Consider the following 16,206-nt stretch of genomic DNA (forward strand, 5'->3'; position numbering starts at 1 on the left):
CCGCGCGCGATGGACGACGGCCGGCCGCTCCGTAGGTTCGGAGCATGACCTGGTCCGAGACCCACCGCCGCTGGCGGGCGATGCAGGAGATCGAGACGCTCGTCAACGCGAGCGCGTCCGGCGAGCTCCCCTGGAACGACGAGTACGCCGCGCTCTTCGGCGACCGCGACGGCCTGCTGGCCGCCCTCCGCTACCGCTGGGAGCTCTCCGTCAGCGCCCAGCTGGACACCCACCTCAGCGAGGACGCCCTCGCCGACCAGCGACGTCGGCTGCTGGAGCGGAACTCGGGGGTGCTGCGCCTGATCCGGAGGACGCCGGTCCCGGCGTGACCTGCGTCGGACCCGGATCAGCCGGATCCGGGCCGTCCGGGCCCGCGACCGGCAGCACCACCGAGCGGTCCGCGACGTGGTCGGCCGAGCTGATCGTGACCCGGACGTCCACCGGGACGCCGGCGACGGTCACGTCGAAGGAGAGCGCCCGCGACCGGTCCGGGTGCTCGATCAACCGGCAGTGCAGGACCGGTCCGTCGGACTCGCAGCGCCAGTCCCCGTAGGCCTGCTCGGTGTGCACGACCGTCGTGACCGCCCCCTCGACCCGGATCGTCGCGGACGGCCCCTGGGCGGTGCCGGCGACGGGGAGGTCCAGGTGGTACCGCCCGGGCGGGTCACCCGGCAGACTCCTCGCCTCCAGCAGGCCGGGGAGGACCGTCCCGCTCCCGGAGCCGGCCGAGGGCACGGCCGACGGCTGCGGAGGTGCCGGCGACGACGCCGGCGGGGACGGCGACGCCCTCGGTGTCTTCCCGGGGCTGGTGGGCGGCGCCGGCGGCGCCACCCGGTTCGGGGCCGGCCGCGTGGGCCGGGGCGCGGACGGGCGCGACCTGGCCGGCTCCGGCCCGGGTGCCCGGCTCGGCGCGACCGCGCGCGACGACGGGAGCGCGGGCACCTCGGACGGCATCTCCCCTCCGGGCACCACCACGGCGACGGCGACGGCGGCCGCGACCGCCGTGGCGACCAGAGCTCCGACTCCGGCGGCAGCGGCACCGCCGAGCCCGCCCGCACCGGTCGACGACGCTCCGGCCAGGCCTGCGACGACGCCCGGTCCGACGAGCCCGGCGAGCAGGAGGGCGGGGACCAGCAGGGCTCGGAGGTCGCTGTTGAGGGCGGCCAGCTCGGCGACGGCCAGCGCGCAGGAAGCGCACGAGTCGATGTGGGCGTCGACCTGCTTCGCCGACCTGACCCGCAGCGAGCCGCGGACGTAGCGCGGCACCAGCTCCAGCACGCCGGCGCAGTCCGCCGTGCGGTTGTCGGCGAGCGCCACGTGCTGCGCCAGGTACGCCGACCGCAACGCCTCGCGGGCCCGGAAGCTGAGCGCGGCGACCGAGTTGCGGTTCATCCCCAGACGCGCGGCCGCCTCGTCGAGCGGCAGCTCGTCCACCTCGGTCAACCACAGGACGGTCCGCCAGCGGTCCGGGAGCGACCGGAACGCGTCCGCCACCACCACGGCTTCGTTCCGCGCCTCGACGCCGTCACCGAGGAGCGGTTCGAAGGGCGACTCCGTGAAGTCGTCGACGAGCACCTCGTTGCTCCGACGACGCGCCTGGTCGAGATGGATCGTCCGGATGGTGGCGAACAGGTAGGCCCGGAAGGACTGGTCCGGCCCGGTCCCGCGGCCGAACATGGCCAGGATCTTGGTGAACGCCTCCGAGACGAGCTCGTTGCCGGCCGACGCGGGCGCGAGCGTCGCCGCGAACCGGCGCGCGGCCTCGCGGTGGCGCGCGAACAGCTCACCGACGGCCTCACGGTCGCCGGCCCTCGCCGCGGCCATCAGGTCGCGGTCCTTGGGAACGCGTGGCTTGTCCATCCCCCGAGTACTCACCCGATCTCGCCCTCGTCCGGTGGCCGGGTGGATCCAGGACCCGGCCGTGTTACCTGCAAGACCTGGGCCGGACCCGCGCGCTTACGCAGGTCGCGTAACAAATTCCCGCGAGCCGCGTCCGGCCCGAGGAAGCTCGGGAAATCCGCCGACCCTGCGTGATCGAACGGCCTCCGCCGACGTCGTACCCGGTGACAGCAGCAGGGGGAAGGACGGAGGAACCGATGGAATCCGAGGACTGGGACCGCTTCTGGGACCGCTCCCGGGGCGGCACCCACTGGGTCGTCGCCTACGAGAGGCTGTGCCGCGCGCTGACCGCTGACGCCGCGGACGATCTGGGGCGGCCGCACATCGTGCTCTGCCGCGACGACGAGACCGGGACGGTCGTCTACTCCGGACCGTTCCCCGACGGGATCACCGCGCTGACCTACGCCGACGCGGCGAACGCGGTCGAGCCTCCCGCCGCGGAGCTCTCGATCTCGTTCTCGGTCGCAGCCCTGCTGCCCGTGACCGCGTGAAGGCGCGAGCCGCCGCGGCGGTGCTGCTCGCCCTGGTCGTGCTGACCGGCGCCTGCGCCGCCCCGGGTACGCCGCCCGCCGCGCGCACGTCCCGGCCACCGTCCGCGGCGGAACCGACCGGCCCCGGGACCGGCCCCGCGACCGGGAGCACGGTCCTGCCGCCCGCGGAGCCCGACCTCGGCGGCACCGGTCCGCGGGGGTGGACGCTGGTCGCGACCGAGAACTTCACCGGACCGCTCGACCGCCACCGCTGGACGCCGTACGACGGGAAGCCGGGCTGCTGCCCCGACACGGTCTGGCGCCCGGCCCGGGCCCGGATCAGCAACGGCACCCTGCTGCTGGAGAACCGGCGGAGCGCCGACGGCCGGTGGACCAGCGGCGGGGTCGGGTCCTGGACCTGGCCGGTCGCGAACCGGCTCCACGGCCGCGTCGACGTCCGGCTCCGGGCGGACCGGGCTCCGGGCATCTCGATGGCGGCGCTGCTCTGGCCGGACCGCGGCTGGCCGCCCGAGATCGACTTCTTCGAGACGTTCCCCGAGTGGCCGGACCGGCGGCGGATGCGGGTGACCAGCCACTTCGGCGCCCGCGACCTGGTCCGGCAGGCCGAGGCGGCCGGGGACTTCACCCGGTGGCACGTGATCAGCCTGCGTTGGGACCCCGACCGGGTGCGGGTCCTGGTCGACGGCAGGCAGGTCGCCGACTTCCGCGACCCGCGCGCGGTTCCGCAGCAGCGGATGTGGATCGCGTTCCAGACCCACGTGCACCGGGACCGCAGCGGCGCGCTCCCGACGATGCCGGCCGGCCGCACCCAGGTCGGGCTGGCCGTGGACTGGGTGCGGATCTACCGGCGGTCCCGGTAGGCGGCCCGGTAGGCGGCCCGGTAGGCGGCCCGGTAGGCGGCCCGGTAGTCGGCCCGGTAGTCGGCCCGGTAGACACCCGGGCCGAGCAGGTGCGCGACCAGTCGGTCGGCGAGGGCGCCGTCCGCGGCGGTGAGCCCGGGATCGAACTCGGCGTGCCGGACGGCCATCTCCAGGGCGTACCCGGCGACCACCAGGTCGGGGCGGGCGACGTGCCGGGCCAGGAGCCGGCGTGCGGAGGTCAGCGCCCTGCCGACCGACCGGTGCCGTTGACCGTGCGCCACGGTGAAGGCCCAGTTGGCCCGGTCCAGGCCGAGGGGAGCGCTCAGCTGCGCGTACTCCAGGTCCCACGACCACCACTGCCCGTCGGGGGTGCGGGCGACGTTCCACGGCGACCAGTCGCCGTGGCGGAAGCCGAGGTCGCCGCCGTGGTCGCCGACCCGGTCGGCGAACCGGGCGGCGGCTTCGCGGATCGACTCGCCGAGAACACCCTCCACCCGGCCCGCTCGTGCGAGCAGGTCCCGCTGCCACCGGGATCCCGCCCAGGAGCGCCGCCGCGGACCCAGGCGCGCCACCACCCGGTCGAGTGCCGCGTGCGCGGCGGGCCAGTCGCGCCGGCCGACCCGCGCGACCGTGACCGGCATCGGCGCCACCCCGAGCAGCAGCCGACCCTCCCACGGCACCAGGAACAGCGGTGCGACGAAGCGGACCGCGGTGTCCGACGCCTGCAACCGGGTCAGGGCGGCGTGCTCCGCGCGGAGCCGGCCGACGAGGTCCGTCCCGACCCCGACCTTCACGAAGGCGCGAGCGGCGCCGCTGCGGTCGGTGACGAGCACCGTCTGCTTGGCGTGGCCGCCACCGGCGCGCATCCCGGCGGCGAGCATCAGGTCGCCGGGTGCCACGTCCAGGGCCGCGGCGACGGCGCCGAGCAGCGAGGGTCCCGGGGCGGCCCCCGACCGGCTGACCCGGACCGACCGCGTCGACCCGGCGCCCACCAGTCGGGCGCGCAGTGCGCTCGCGAGCAGCGACCGCTGCCAGCGCACGGCCGGAGGCCGCAGCCCGTTGAAGTCGTCCAGGGTGCGGGCCGCCGCGCGACCGCCGCCGGCCAGCGGGAGCAGGTAGCGCGGGTGGGTCACGTTCGGCACGGCGAGGTAGCGCTCGACGACGGCGTGCCCGGCCGGGACGGCGTCGTGCCCGAGAAGAAGCCGGGTCTCCTCCGGGTCGCCGACCTCCCACAGCGCCCGGCCGGCCGCCCGCAACGCCCTGCTCACTGCCACCGCCTCACTGCCACCACCTCACTGCCACCGCGGTGTCCGTCCGAGGAAGGCGGCCAGGGCTTCGTTGTGCGGCCGGTAGTAGTCGCGCAGCTCGGCGCGGGTGTCGGCCGGCATCGGCGAGGACCGGGTCAGGTTCTCGTGCCGGGCGGCCGTCCGCTGCGGGACGACGCCCAGGTGCTCGTGCACCTGGGCGACCACCGAGCCCGGGTCGGCGTACAGGTCCTCGCTGAGCAGCACCTGGACCTGGTCGGCTCCGAACGCGGCGTACCAGGGCTCGAGCTGGTCGAGGTAGCGGCCGCGCTCCCGGTAGCCGAACCAGTCGCGGAGCGTGCCCGGGTGGCGCGGGTCGGCCCGCATCCGGTCGAGCTCGCCGGACGTCCGGTACGGCTCGGCAGCCAGCGCGTCCGGGAAGGTGAGCCCTTCGACGCCCTGCTGCACCCGTTCCCGGTGGTGGGAGAAAGCGCGCTCGACCGGGTCCCGGAGCAGCACCACGACCCGCACCCCGGGCAGCAGCGCCCGCACCCGGGCCGGGACCCGCGGGTCGAACAGGTAGAGCGGACTGGCCTCGCCGCAGACGACCCGGGCCCCGCCGGCGTACCGGTGGCGCGCGGCCGCGGTCGGGAAGTGCCCGGCGTACCAGCGCGGCCCGCGGTGGTGGTGCGGGACGAAGTAGTCGCTGCTCTTCCGGTGCTGGGCGCGCGGCACCATCGGCATCACCTGCGGGTGCTCCAGCAGCATCCGCCACAACGTCGTCGTGCCGGCGCGCTTGGCCCCGACGATCAGGAAGTCCGGGAGCGGGCGCAGGTCGGCGCTCACCGTGCCGGCGGTGCGGATCGCGCCGGCGAGCAGGTCCTTCGCCGGCGCCGGGAGCACCGCCTTGGCCGCCGCGGCCAGCACGCCGTCGCCGTTCACGACGCACCTGCTCGCGCGAGCTGGAGCCGCGTGCGGAACAGCAGGACGAGGGCGGCGTACAGGGGGACGGCGACGAGCAGGTGGACCGCGAAGGCAGTCGCCCCGGTCAGGCCCAGCCCGAGGACCAGCGCCCCGGGCACGGCCCACCCGGCCAGCGCGACGCCGCCGGCCCGGAGCGCGGGCGAGACCGAGACCCGCGCCCCGAGCACGGACCCCGCCTGCCAGGTGCAGAGCGCGGAGTCGAGCAGCAGCGCCCCGCCCCAGGCGAGCGCCGCTCCGGCCAGGCCGATCCGCGGTACCAGCAGCAGGTTCAGCACTACGTTGACGGTCAGCGAGCAGAGGGTGTTGGTCGCGGTCCACCGGCTGCGCCCGGCCATGAGCAGCAGCGCGTTCACGTTGCCCAGCGCGGTGTAGCCGAGCATCAGCACGGCCATCACCCGCAGCGGCAGGGCGCCGTCGCCGAACCCGTCGCCGAGCAGCGACATCACCCAGGACGCGTGCCCGGCCAGGACGAGGAAGACCGGCCAGGCGAGGAGGACCAACCAGGAGGTCGAGTAGCCCAGGATCTCCCGGGCACGGTCGGGGTCGCGGCGCGCGAACGCCGCCGCGAGCTGCGGGGCCGTCGCCAGCCGCATCGCCTCCATCGCCATCGTGCCCGTCGTGACGAATCGGCTGGCGGCCGCGTAGACGCCCGCCGCCGCCGGGCCGATCAGCGCACCCACGACGAGGACGTCGACCCAGACGATGCCGGTCTCGAAGAGCGCGGCGAACCCGCGCGGCAGGCTGAACGACCAGAACTCCCGCGCCACCTCGCCGGTCGACCCGGCGGCGCCCCGCACCCGTACGCCGCCCCGGCGCAGCACCAGTACGACGGCCACCACGTCGACGACGAGCAGCGGCGCCACCCAGGCGACGACCAGCGCGACCACTCCGGGTTCCGGCGCGAGCAGCACCCCGGCTCCGCCGACGAGCAGCAGGCGCGCGGTCGGGAGCCAGAGCTGGTGGAGCAGGACGAAGGACCGCACCGAGCCGTAGCCCCGGGTCGCGTGCAGGCAGGCCTGACCCCACGCCGACACCGCAAGGACCGCGGCCAGGGCGCGCAGCGCGGTGACGGTCCCGGGATCGGTCGGCGCAAGATGGTGCGCCAACCGCGGCGCGGCCAGCCAGAGTCCCCCGGCCGCGACGGTCCCGGTGGCGAGGAGCACCGGCGCGGTCGCCCGCAGCAGCACCGGGAGCTCGTCGGCCCTGCCGAGAGCGAGTCGCTGGGCGGTGGCGCGGATCATCGCGGTGTCGGCGCCGGCGACCGCGCAGCCGAGCACCAGGGTGAAGACGGCGACGCCCTCGACGAAGAGTCCGGCCACGTGCGCGCCGTACAGCCGGCCGACGACGACGTACAGCCCGAACCCCGCGGCCCCCGCGTACGCCGCCCCGGCCATCCCGCCGACGCCCGAGCGCAGTGCCGAAGCCCGGGCCGATTCCCGGGCCGATTCCCGGGCCGATTCCCGGGCCGATTCCCGGGCCGATTCCCGGTCGGTCTCAGATGCCTCGACCACGCGCGTGCAGCACCCCCTGGATCCAGGACGCGCGGGCCAGCCCGAGCACCACGGCGAGGGTCAGCGCGATCCGGGGCTCCCGCGGGTTGTCGGCGAAGGCGGCGCGCACCGCGCGCAACGCCGTACGACGCCGCCCGCAGGCCGCCTCGGCGAACCCGATCTGGCCGAGCACCCGGGCCCGGCCGCGCGGTGACGCGGCGAACTCGGGGTACTTCGCGAGCAGGTAGCGGAGGGCGTCCGCGGTCATCCGCCAGCGCCCGAAGAAGAACGACTGTCCCTCCCAGGAGATGTCGGCGACCACCTCGTCGACGAGGACGACCCGGCCACGCCGGCTCAGCCGCAGCAGCAGGTCGTAGTCCTCCCCCTGGCTCCCCGGGATCCGCTCGTCCCAGCACCCCGCGGCGGCCACGGCGTCGCGGTTCAGCAGCAGCACGGACGGGTGCAGCTCCATCACCCGGTCCGCGAGGAGGTCGGCGAAGGTCACCTCCGTCAGCGGCGGACGCCGCACCGTGTAGGCGCCGCGACGGACGATGCGCAGGCCCGCGCCGATCGCGACCGGGGTCTCACCGGGACGCGCGAGGGCCGCGACCTGGCTGGAGAGCCGGTGCGGCAACCAGACGTCGTCGTCGTCGCAGGTCGCGAACCACGCCGTCTCCACCAGCCCGAAGGCGTAGTTGCGGACCCCCGACGATCCGGGCGTACCGGCGTTGCGCAGCACCGACAGGCGCTGCCGCTCCGGGTGCCGCGGCGCCGGCAGGTCGGGCTCGTCGGGGAGGTCGCTGTCGAAGACGACGACGAGGTGCAGGTCCCCGGTGTAGTCCTGGTCCCAGACCGAGTCCACGGCGCGGCGCAGCAGGTCCAGCCGGTCGCGCGTCGGGATGACGACCGTCAACGGCGGGCCCGCGGTCATCGGCGCTTCCGCCCAGGCTCGGCGCCGCGCTGGACGCGCGGTGCGCCGCACTCCAGCAGGTAGGCGAGGACGCACCCGAGGAGCAGGCCGGCGAGCGACGCGGCGACCACGCCGGCAGCGGGCGGGACCCCGGTGCGCGACGGAGGCTCAGGCAGGGCCACCACCCGGCCGGGGTCGAGCCGCGCCCCCTGGACGCTGCGCAGCTGCTGCTCGAGGTCGAGGACCTGGTCCGTCGAGGCCCGGGCTGGTTTCGGGGCGCCGTGGGCCATCGCTCGGGTCCGGGCCAGCAGGTCGGTCAAGCGCGCCACCTCGGCGTCCTGGTCCGCGGCCGGCCCGAGCCGGCGCTGCTCGAGAACCGCGTCCGCGACCGCGGCGGCACCGGCCGCGGCGGCCTTCGCCGACGGCCCGGTGAAGGTCACCCGGAGCAGGTCGGTGCCGGTCGGGTTCACGACCGCGAGCCGTTCGGTCACGGCGGCGGCGGGCAGATCCAGTCGCCGAGCGACGCGCGCGACCACCGGACCGCTCGTCGCGACCAGGGCCGCCGACGGGCCGTCGGCAGGCGCGGGCGCCGTCGTGCCGTCGACCAGGCCCGACCCGAGCTGGACCAGGGTCGCGGCCCGGTACGACGGCGACGTGTACGCCGCCCAGCCGACACCGGCGACGAGGCCGGCGAGGAGGCCCGCGACGGCGATCAGCCACCGGCCCCGGACGGCGACGAGGAAGCCGGCCGGTGGCCGGACGGGCGGGAGGGACTCGGTCATGCGGCGGTGCCTTTCGAGAGGGACGGGACAGGTCGGTCGGTCCTGGTGCGGGCCACGGACGCGCAGAGCAGGAAGACGCAGAGCGGGACCGGCAGCGCGTCGTAGAAGACGCTCTGCAGCAGCAGCACCGGCCCGGTGACGTGCAGCCACACGGCGGGACTGCGCGCGGGCGGCCAGGACCGCAGCACGGTGACCAGCAGCGCGGCCAGGTAGAGCGCGGCGCCGACGATTCCCTGGGACACCAGCACGGTCCACAGCTGGCCGTGGGTGCCGATCGAGACGTCGTTGCTGTCGTCGAGCCCGGCCGAGGACTGCGGTGCTCCGTAGCCGAAGACCGGGGACGCCCGCGCCAGCTGCCAGGAGGCGGCGTACAGGTTCGAGCGGGTGTGGGTGTTGCTGACCGCGAGGCGGTCGGAGACGACGGCACCGAGCGGGGTCAGCAGGAGCAGCCCGGCCACCGTCGCCGCCAGGGCGCCGACCACGAGGAAGGCTCCGGCCCGGCCGGCGAGAGTCTGCCGGGCCACGACGACGACGGCGGCGAGCACCAGGCTGAGCCAGCAGCCCCGGTTCACCGAGACCACGACGGGGACGAGCGAGAGCAGAAGCGTGCAGACGAGGAGGGCGCGCCGCGCGGCGGTCCTCGCGGTGATCGCGGCGTACACGGCGACCGGGGTGAGGATGCTGACCGCGGCGCCCCAGTCGTTGGTGTACGGGTAGAGCGCTGAGGGCCGCGGCACCCCGTAGAGGTCGTCGAGCTCGCTGAGCGCCGGGTGCGTGAGGGCCCGCAGGAACGGGATCTGGCCGAGCCCCTCGGGCAGCAGGCGCTCGGCGGGGCTGACCAGGCTCAGCCCGGGCAGCAGCACACCGAGGGTGCCGAGGAGCACGCTGGCCGCCCAGAGCAGGCACAGTGCGTCGACGACCGGCTGCGTCCGCGCACCCGCCCGGAGCGCGGTGTGCACGGCGAGCACCACCAGCAGGACCGACGCGTCCATGAGCAGCCGGTAGCCCCAGGCCGCCGCGTACCTGCCGTCGGTCAGCATCGTTCCCGACAGCACGATCCAGGCGAGCAGGACCAGCCACGCCAGGTGCACCGGGCCGAGACGGATCCGCCCCCGGTTGGCGAGCAGCCAGCCGGCGGCCGCGAGCCCGCACACCGGCCACAGCAGCCACTGGACGCCCAGCAACCAGGCGCACGGGTAGGCCAGGACGAGCAGGGCCAGCGCGCGGACCGGCTGGTCGGCCGCGCTCCTCATCGGCGCCTCCGCCGGGGTCGCGCCGAGAGGGCCGCCGTCCGGAGGGAGGCACGCCGACGCGGCGGCGCCGCGGCCAGCTCCTCGGCGACCCGGGCGACCCGGGCGACCGCGGCCGCGGTGCGGAGGTCCCCCTCCTCGGTCGCCGGCCGCGGGTCCCGGACCGCGTCCCGTCCGAGGGCGGCGAGCAGCGCCTCGCGGTCGTGGACCACGTCGACGACGTCGCGGGCGCGGAGGAAGTCGGCGAACCGGACCTGGTGGTCGTCCACGTGCTCGCCGCGGCCCGGGTCCCGCGGCACGCACACGGGCCGGTGTCCGGCACGGAGGGCGTCGAGGATCGTGCTCGGCCCGCCGTGCACGACGACGAGGTCGGCCTCGCGGAGCCGGTCGACGAGCTCGGCGTGCGCCACGAAGGCGGCGCCGCCGGCGCGCACCGGCGGGCGGGAGCTTCCGAACTGCACCCAGACCTCGGTACGCCGCCCGCCCAGACCGTCCCGGGCGATCTCGTCGAGCCACCCCACGAGCCGGTCGAACGGATGGTGGTCGGTCCCGACCGAGGCGACCAGCCGGAGCGCCGGCGGCCGGCCGGTCACAGGAACGTCCCCACGAGCGCGGCGTCCGGGTAGTGGTCGAGCTGGGCGTCCCACTGCACCACCCGCCGGCTCGTGAACGGCCGGCAGAGCCGCCCGGTCAACGTCGGTGAGTCCACCCGGTCGTAGACCTCGATGAACACGGTCGGGATCCGCAGCCACCAGGCCACAACGAAGAACGGCACCGCGAGCCCGGCTCCCGTGCTCACCAGCACCCGCGGCCGGCACCGCCGCAGGGTGGTCACGGCCAGGCGGAGGTTCCGGAGCAGGTTCGGCAGGTGCCGGGTCGTCGGGCCGAAGCTGGTCACCCGGGTCTCGTCGCCGAGGCGGTCGCGGACGTCCTCGGTGTCCGGGCAGACCCAGGTGCGGGTCCGCCGCGACCACCACGGCTCGAGTGCGAGCAGGTGCGTCAGGTGGCCGCCCTGGCTGGTGACGAGGACGACGTCGACCTGGCTGTCAGTACGCGCCATTGCGGGAGAGCACCACCTTGATCGTGCGGAGCAGGATGCGCAGGTCGCGCACCGGGGACCAGTTGTCGACGTAGTCGACGTCGACGTCGACGGACTCCTGCCAGGTCAGGTCGGAGCGCCCGCTCACCTGCCAGAGCCCGGTGAGGCCCGGCTTCGCGCGCAGGCGCCGGGCGGCACGGTCGTCGTACCGGGCCACCTCGCTGGGCAGGGCCGGCCGCGGCCCGACCAGGGACATGTCGCCGCGCAGCACGTTGAGCAGCTGGGGGAGCTCGTCGAGGCTGGTCCGGCGCAGCACCCGGCCGACCCGGGTGACACGCGGGTCGTCCTGGAGCTTGAAGAGCACGCCGTGGCCGTGCACGTTCGCCGCCCGGAGCCCGTCGAGGACCTTCTCGGCGTCGGTGCGCATCGTCCGGAACTTGAGCATCGTGAAGCACGCGCCGGGCGCCTTGACCCGTTGCTGGCGGAAGAGGGCCGGTCCGGGCGAGTCGAGCCGGACGAGCACGCCGATCAGCAGCAGCACCGGCGCGAGCAGCACGAGCAGCACGGCGGCGACCGCCAGATCGGTCACGCGGCGGGACAGGCGGACGACGGCCCGGGGTCGGCTCGGCATGATGTCGACCGCGGTGGCCGAGCCCACCTGGGTCGGCGTGATCCGGTGCGCGGCCATGCCGGGCACCGGGGCGAGGGCGAGCCGGACGCCGACGTCCTCCAGCGCCCAGGTCATCCGTTCGAGGTCGACGACGTGCGCGATCCCCGGGTGGGCGACCACCAGGTCGGCGCCGGCCCGGACCACCAGGTCGACGAGCTCGTCCTGGCCCCCGGCCCCGGCCGCCGACCAGGACGCCTCGGACCACGGAGCGACGAACCCGACGACATCGGCGCCGCTGCGCGCGAGCCGTTCGTCCAGCTCGGTCGCCGACGGAAGTGACGAGGCGACCACGACGACGCGCCGCGAGACGCGGACGTCCAGCCGTGCGCGCACGGTCGCGGACCGCAGCAGCACCCGGATCCCGACCGACAGCAGTGCACAGGCGGCGAGCGCCGCGACCTGCGTCCCGAGCCCGGCGCCGTGACCGGTGACGGCGGCGAGCACCGCCAGGCCGGCCAGGAGGAGGACCACCCGGCGACCGACCCGGCGGAGCGACAGCGCGCCGCGGCCGGCGTCGCCCACGCTGACGCAGACGGTCTCCAGCACGGCCCAGGCGACGGCGACGAGGGCGAGGTCGGGCCGGGCGCCGGCCACCGCGGTCGTCGCTCCGACCACGGTGGCCACCCAGCACGCGGCGACCACCGGGACCGCAGCGGGCACCCGGCGCCGGTCGCCGCGGTGACGGACCGCGAACCACGGATGGCGCTCCGCCGGGGAGCGGCGCCGGCCGCGGGTCGCGGCCCGGTGGGTCGGGGCCGACGGTGCCAGGCTCACCGGAAGGTGATCGTGTTCGTGTCGACGGACATCACCCGGTGACCGGCGGGGTCGGTCGCCTCGACCCGGTAGAAGACCGGGGTGCCGGAGCGCAACCCGCTGCCGGGGTCGGTCAGCGTGAAGGCCGTGCGGGGCCAGGGCAACGAGGTCCGGGTCACCGTGGCGACCGGGCTCGTCGTGTCGTGGTTGCGGAAGAGCCGGTAGGTGAGGTTCACGTCGTCGCGGTCGAAGGACGGCTGCACCGTCACCGAGACCGACCCGCAGAGCAGCAGGAAGCAGCTCTGCTTGGCGCTGCCCCACGGCCGGGACGGGGCGTCGTCGCCCGGGCGGAACCGCGCGAGGTTGGCCTGCGGGTGGCCGTCCATGGCGGTGAAACCGCCCCCCATCACCAGCTGGTCGCCGTCGGTGGCCAGGGCCCGCGAGTGCAGCAGGGTGTCGTTGACGCCGGCGATGCCGTCGGCCTGCGGGAACCAGGGCTTGACCGTGCCGTTGCTCGCGTTGAGCGCGCTGCCGGAGACGTACTGGCGTTCGCCCGCCGCCTCCGCGAGACCGCCGGAACCCTCGCAGTCGTGGGCGTGGTTCCCGACATAGATCTCGTTGCCCACCGGCTGGATCGCGAAGGTGTCGCCGAAGCAGCGCGTCCCCCAGCGCAGTGTTCCGGTCGCGGCGTCGATGGCGTAGACGCCCTCGGTCCGGTTGGGCGAGGACGTCGTTCCCGGCAGCGGGTCGGAACGCCCTCCCAGGTAGACGGTGCCTCCGGCGACGCGCACCACCGTGCCCCACGAGGTCGGCGAGTACAGGTAGTCGCCCCGGAAGGCCGGCAGCCGCGCGCCGGAGGTCGCGTCGAGGGCGGCGAAGCCCTGCGACGTGACGCCGTTGACGGTGCGGAACGGCCCGGCGACGAAGGCCTTGCTGCCGTCGGCCGCGACGGCGATCGACTCGGCGCGCAGGGTCTGGTTGCTGACCGGGTTGCCCAGCCGCGCGGTGAAGGGGGTGACGCTGCCGTCGGTCAGGTCGAACGCTGCGAGGTGCGCTCGGGGCTGCCAGTTCGCGGTGGTGAAGGTGCCGCCCGCGTACAGCGTGCGGCCGTCCGGCGAGATCGCCAGCGCACGCACCGAGCCGTTCACGCCACCGGCGCCCACCTGGCCGAGGAAGTCGCCGGTGGTGGTGTCGAACGCCGCCAGGTGCTCGGCGCGCTTGCCGTCGACGAGGTTGAAGTCACCGCCGACGTAGAGCGTCTTCCGGTCCGGCGACAGCGCGCTCGACATCACCGTCGCCAGACCGTTCGTGTAGTCGTTGGACAGCACGTGCGCGAAGCCGGTCCACGGCTCCCCGGTGACGGCGTCGAAGGCGGCGAGGTAGCCGATCCCGGTCTCCCCGGTGCCGGCGGCCGCGGCGGCCGGACGGGTGGACCTGAAGCGGCCGCCGGCGAAGATGTGACCCCCGGCGACCTGGACCGTGAGGACCGGCCCGTCGGTCTGTCCCATCGGCGAGTCACCCCCGGAGAACCGGGTGTGGCTGCCGGTGTCGAACGCGCCGGCCGGCGCGGCGGGGGCCGCCAGGGCCGCACCGGCGAGCAGGGCTGCTGCCAGGCGGATGGAACGGGACGAACGAGGTCGTCGGAAAAGCACGGGTCGCCTCCAAGGATTTCGGATCGGGTCACCTTGAAGACGAAGACGGGTGCACCGCCCTTACGGCCCGCGTTACGGACCTGAAGAATTTTGCTCCGCCGGGAGCGTGACCGCGGCAACGTTGTCGCCCGTGCTCGGGTCGCTCCCGTCGGTCGGCACCACCAGGATGCTGAGCCGCAACGGGGTGCTGGCGAGCTGGACGTCGATGCCGAGGTCGCGGCTGCGCGGGCCGTCCTCGGCGAGCGCGCAGGTGAGCGTGACGCCGGCGGAGTCCGGGGTCCCGTCCGGGCGGCAGACCCAGTCTCCGTACTCGGTCTGCCGGTGCACCTGGTAGCGGGTGACGCCGTCGATCCGGAGCGTCAGGGTGAGGTCGCCGGTGGCGGAGTCGATCGGGAAGACGACGTGCTGCCACCGGCCGTCGCTCCCGATCGGCTGCTGGGCCGGCGCGCCGAGGCGGACGTCGTACACGCGCGGCGCGGGCGGCGTCACGGCCGGTGCGGGGCGCGGGGTGGTGGGCTGCGGGCGCGGGCGCTCGGTCGGTACGCCGGGCGTCGGGGTCGGCGACGGGCTCGCGCTGGGCCGGCTCGTGGCCCGCGGGTGCAGCGGCGGGCGGGTGGGCTCGACCGGCTGCGCCGGCATCTCCACCGGCGGCAGGACCTCGGGGCGCGGCGGGTCTCCCCCTCCGAGCAGGAACGGGGTGACGACCGCCGCGGTCCCGGCGACCGCGAGGGCGGCGAGCTTGGCGGCCTTGGCGCTCCACCACGCGGGCGCGAACCCGCCGGCGACCTTGGCCCCCGCCACGGCCGGCACGAGCAGGGCCTTGAGGTTCGTGTTGATCATGTCGAGCTCGGTGACCGCGGTGCTGCAGCGCGGGCACGTCTCCAGGTGGGCGGCGACCTCGTCCCGACGCGCTCCACCGCGGACGAACCGCGGGAGCTGCGGCGCGATCCGCTCGCACGCCTCCGCCGACCAGGTGGCTGACATGTGCTGGGCCAGGTAGGCCTGCCGGAGGCCCTCGCGGGCCCGGAAGCTCAGCGCCGCCACCGAGTTGGGGTTCATCCCGAGCTTCTCCGCGACCACCTCCAGCGAGTCGCCCTCGACCGCCGTGTGCCACAGCACCGCGCGCCAGCGCTCCGGCAACGAGCTGAACGCCTGCAGTACGGTCTGCGCCTCGGCGCGGTCGTCGGTTCCGTCCCCGACGGCCTCGTCCAGGCTGCTGCCGGCGAAGTCCGGGGTCGGTGTCTCCCGGCTCCGGCGGTGCAGGTCGATGTTGAGGTTGCGGATCGTGGTGAACAGGTACGAGCGGAACGCCGTCTCCGGTCCCCGGCCCTCCCCGAGCTGGGCGAGCAGCTTGGTGAACGCCTCGGAGGCGAGGTCCTGTGCGCGGGCGTGGTCGGCGAACTGCGTCGCGTAGGCGACGGCGGCGGAGAAGTGCCGGGTGTGGAGCTCTCCGGCCGCCTCGAGATCGCCTTCGCGCACCGCCTCGATCAGCTCGAGGTCACTGCGGTCGGGCACGCTACTTCTCGCTCCCGGCGACCACGCGGGGCACGCAGGACAGGCCCTTCGCGTCCGAGGTGTAGAGGTCCTTGACCTCGATCGCGGTGCTGGCGCCCGGCTTCAGGTCCCGGGTCAGGGTCCTGCTGGCCAGGACCTCGGACGTCTTCGTCTTCACGACGCTGAACGTCACCAGGTAGGTGGCCGCGTCGGCGGTCGAGTTCGTGAGCTCGCCCGACGCCGCCCAGGTGCCGTCGGCGGCGGCCTTGCAGGAGGTCCTGCTCAGCGACCGGATCGCGCCCACCGGGTTCGCGAGGTTGCCGTTGTCGCCGCTCGGGACCGTCGAAGCGGCCGACGGACGCGCCTTCGGGTCCTGGGCGGCCCGGTCGGACCCGCCGCAGGCGGTGGCGGAGACGCCGATCGCCAGGAGGCACGCGCCGGCGAGCAGCCGGTTCGTCCGGCGGGACCGAGGGTGGGCGAGCAGGTTCAGCGTCATCTTCACTCCGTTGTCGTTGGTGTTGCGGTGGTCGGTCCGGGTCACCCGAGTCCGACTCACGAGCAAAAGACGCAACCTGGACCGGGTCTGTTACGGGCCGGTCCAGAGTTTTTGGCGCTCACCCCACCGGCCCCGTTGGTCCCACGAGCACGACTAGACGTCGTACGGCACCCGGGGTTTACGCGACTTCGC

At 75.2% G+C, this 16,206-nt stretch carries 16 protein-coding genes; 3 read left to right on the top strand and 13 right to left on the bottom strand.

Annotated features, from left to right (window positions below; translation table 11 throughout):
- Positions 1–44 precede the first annotated feature (44 nt).
- A complete protein-coding gene (locus AB4Y76_RS11975) occupies positions 45–329 on the top strand; it encodes a hypothetical protein (RefSeq protein ID WP_441925486.1) in 285 nt (94 codons plus the stop codon).
- On the opposite strand, the gene AB4Y76_RS11980 is transcribed toward AB4Y76_RS11975, so the two are convergent.
- On the bottom strand, positions 235–1,860 hold the full coding sequence (locus tag AB4Y76_RS11980) for a sigma-70 family RNA polymerase sigma factor (protein WP_441925488.1): 1,626 nt from the start codon (positions 1,858–1,860) through the stop codon (positions 235–237). The genes AB4Y76_RS11975 and AB4Y76_RS11980 overlap by 95 nt on opposite strands.
- 236 nt (positions 1,861–2,096) lie before the next feature.
- Between AB4Y76_RS11980 and AB4Y76_RS11985 the strand changes: the two genes are divergently transcribed.
- Positions 2,097–2,390: a hypothetical protein gene (locus AB4Y76_RS11985; RefSeq protein ID WP_441925490.1), complete on the top strand. Its 294-nt coding sequence runs from the start codon at positions 2,097–2,099 to the stop codon at positions 2,388–2,390.
- Positions 2,387–3,250, top strand: coding sequence for a glycoside hydrolase family 16 protein (locus AB4Y76_RS11990; RefSeq protein WP_441925492.1), 864 nt, complete (start codon positions 2,387–2,389; stop codon positions 3,248–3,250). Before AB4Y76_RS11985 ends, AB4Y76_RS11990 begins: the two co-directional genes overlap by 4 nt.
- Here the strand turns inward: AB4Y76_RS11990 and AB4Y76_RS11995 are convergent.
- The 12 genes from AB4Y76_RS11995 to AB4Y76_RS12050 form a co-directional block, all read right to left on the bottom strand.
- A complete protein-coding gene (locus AB4Y76_RS11995) occupies positions 3,232–4,518 on the bottom strand; it encodes a hypothetical protein (protein ID WP_441925494.1) in 1,287 nt (428 codons plus the stop codon). The two genes, AB4Y76_RS11990 and AB4Y76_RS11995, sit on opposite strands and share 19 nt — an antisense overlap.
- A 24-nt stretch (positions 4,519–4,542) precedes the next feature.
- Positions 4,543–5,436: a sulfotransferase gene (locus AB4Y76_RS12000; protein WP_441925495.1), complete on the bottom strand. Its 894-nt coding sequence runs from the start codon at positions 5,434–5,436 to the stop codon at positions 4,543–4,545.
- Positions 5,433–6,872: a lipopolysaccharide biosynthesis protein gene (locus AB4Y76_RS12005; RefSeq protein ID WP_441925497.1), complete on the bottom strand. Its 1,440-nt coding sequence runs from the start codon at positions 6,870–6,872 to the stop codon at positions 5,433–5,435. Before AB4Y76_RS12005 ends, AB4Y76_RS12000 begins: the two co-directional genes overlap by 4 nt.
- A 100-nt stretch (positions 6,873–6,972) precedes the next feature.
- Positions 6,973–7,899, bottom strand: a complete 927-nt coding sequence (locus tag AB4Y76_RS12010) for a glycosyltransferase family A protein (RefSeq protein ID WP_441925499.1) — start codon at positions 7,897–7,899, stop codon at positions 6,973–6,975.
- On the bottom strand, positions 7,896–8,660 hold the full coding sequence (locus AB4Y76_RS12015) for a hypothetical protein (RefSeq protein ID WP_441925501.1): 765 nt from the start codon (positions 8,658–8,660) through the stop codon (positions 7,896–7,898). The genes AB4Y76_RS12010 and AB4Y76_RS12015 overlap by 4 nt, the downstream gene beginning before the upstream one ends.
- Positions 8,657–9,913, bottom strand: a complete 1,257-nt coding sequence (locus AB4Y76_RS12020) for an O-antigen ligase family protein (RefSeq protein ID WP_441925503.1) — start codon at positions 9,911–9,913, stop codon at positions 8,657–8,659. Before AB4Y76_RS12020 ends, AB4Y76_RS12015 begins: the two co-directional genes overlap by 4 nt.
- On the bottom strand, positions 9,910–10,503 hold the full coding sequence (locus tag AB4Y76_RS12025) for a glycosyltransferase (protein WP_441925505.1): 594 nt from the start codon (positions 10,501–10,503) through the stop codon (positions 9,910–9,912). Before AB4Y76_RS12025 ends, AB4Y76_RS12020 begins: the two co-directional genes overlap by 4 nt.
- Complete coding sequence (locus tag AB4Y76_RS12030; RefSeq protein WP_441925507.1) at positions 10,500–10,970, bottom strand: UDP-N-acetylglucosamine--LPS N-acetylglucosamine transferase; 471 nt, start codon at positions 10,968–10,970, stop codon at positions 10,500–10,502. The genes AB4Y76_RS12025 and AB4Y76_RS12030 overlap by 4 nt, the downstream gene beginning before the upstream one ends.
- Positions 10,957–12,393 carry an exopolysaccharide biosynthesis polyprenyl glycosylphosphotransferase gene (locus tag AB4Y76_RS12035; protein ID WP_441925509.1) on the bottom strand — a complete coding sequence of 479 codons (1,437 nt, stop codon included), beginning with the start codon at positions 12,391–12,393 and terminating at the stop codon, positions 10,957–10,959. The genes AB4Y76_RS12030 and AB4Y76_RS12035 overlap by 14 nt, the downstream gene beginning before the upstream one ends.
- Complete coding sequence (locus AB4Y76_RS12040; protein WP_441925511.1) at positions 12,390–14,024, bottom strand: outer membrane protein assembly factor BamB family protein; 1,635 nt, start codon at positions 14,022–14,024, stop codon at positions 12,390–12,392. Before AB4Y76_RS12040 ends, AB4Y76_RS12035 begins: the two co-directional genes overlap by 4 nt.
- A 72-nt stretch (positions 14,025–14,096) precedes the next feature.
- Positions 14,097–15,539, bottom strand: coding sequence for a sigma-70 family RNA polymerase sigma factor (locus AB4Y76_RS12045; RefSeq protein ID WP_441925513.1), 1,443 nt, complete (start codon positions 15,537–15,539; stop codon positions 14,097–14,099).
- 1 nt (position 15,540) lies between these two features.
- On the bottom strand, positions 15,541–16,059 hold the full coding sequence (locus AB4Y76_RS12050; protein ID WP_441925515.1) for a hypothetical protein: 519 nt from the start codon (positions 16,057–16,059) through the stop codon (positions 15,541–15,543).
- Between the last annotated feature and the right edge of the window lie 147 nt (positions 16,060–16,206).

Origin of the sequence: Marmoricola sp. RAF53 (genome assembly GCF_052114005.1) — a bacterium.
In the GTDB taxonomy this organism is placed as follows: Bacteria; Actinomycetota; Actinomycetes; order Propionibacteriales; family Nocardioidaceae; genus Marmoricola.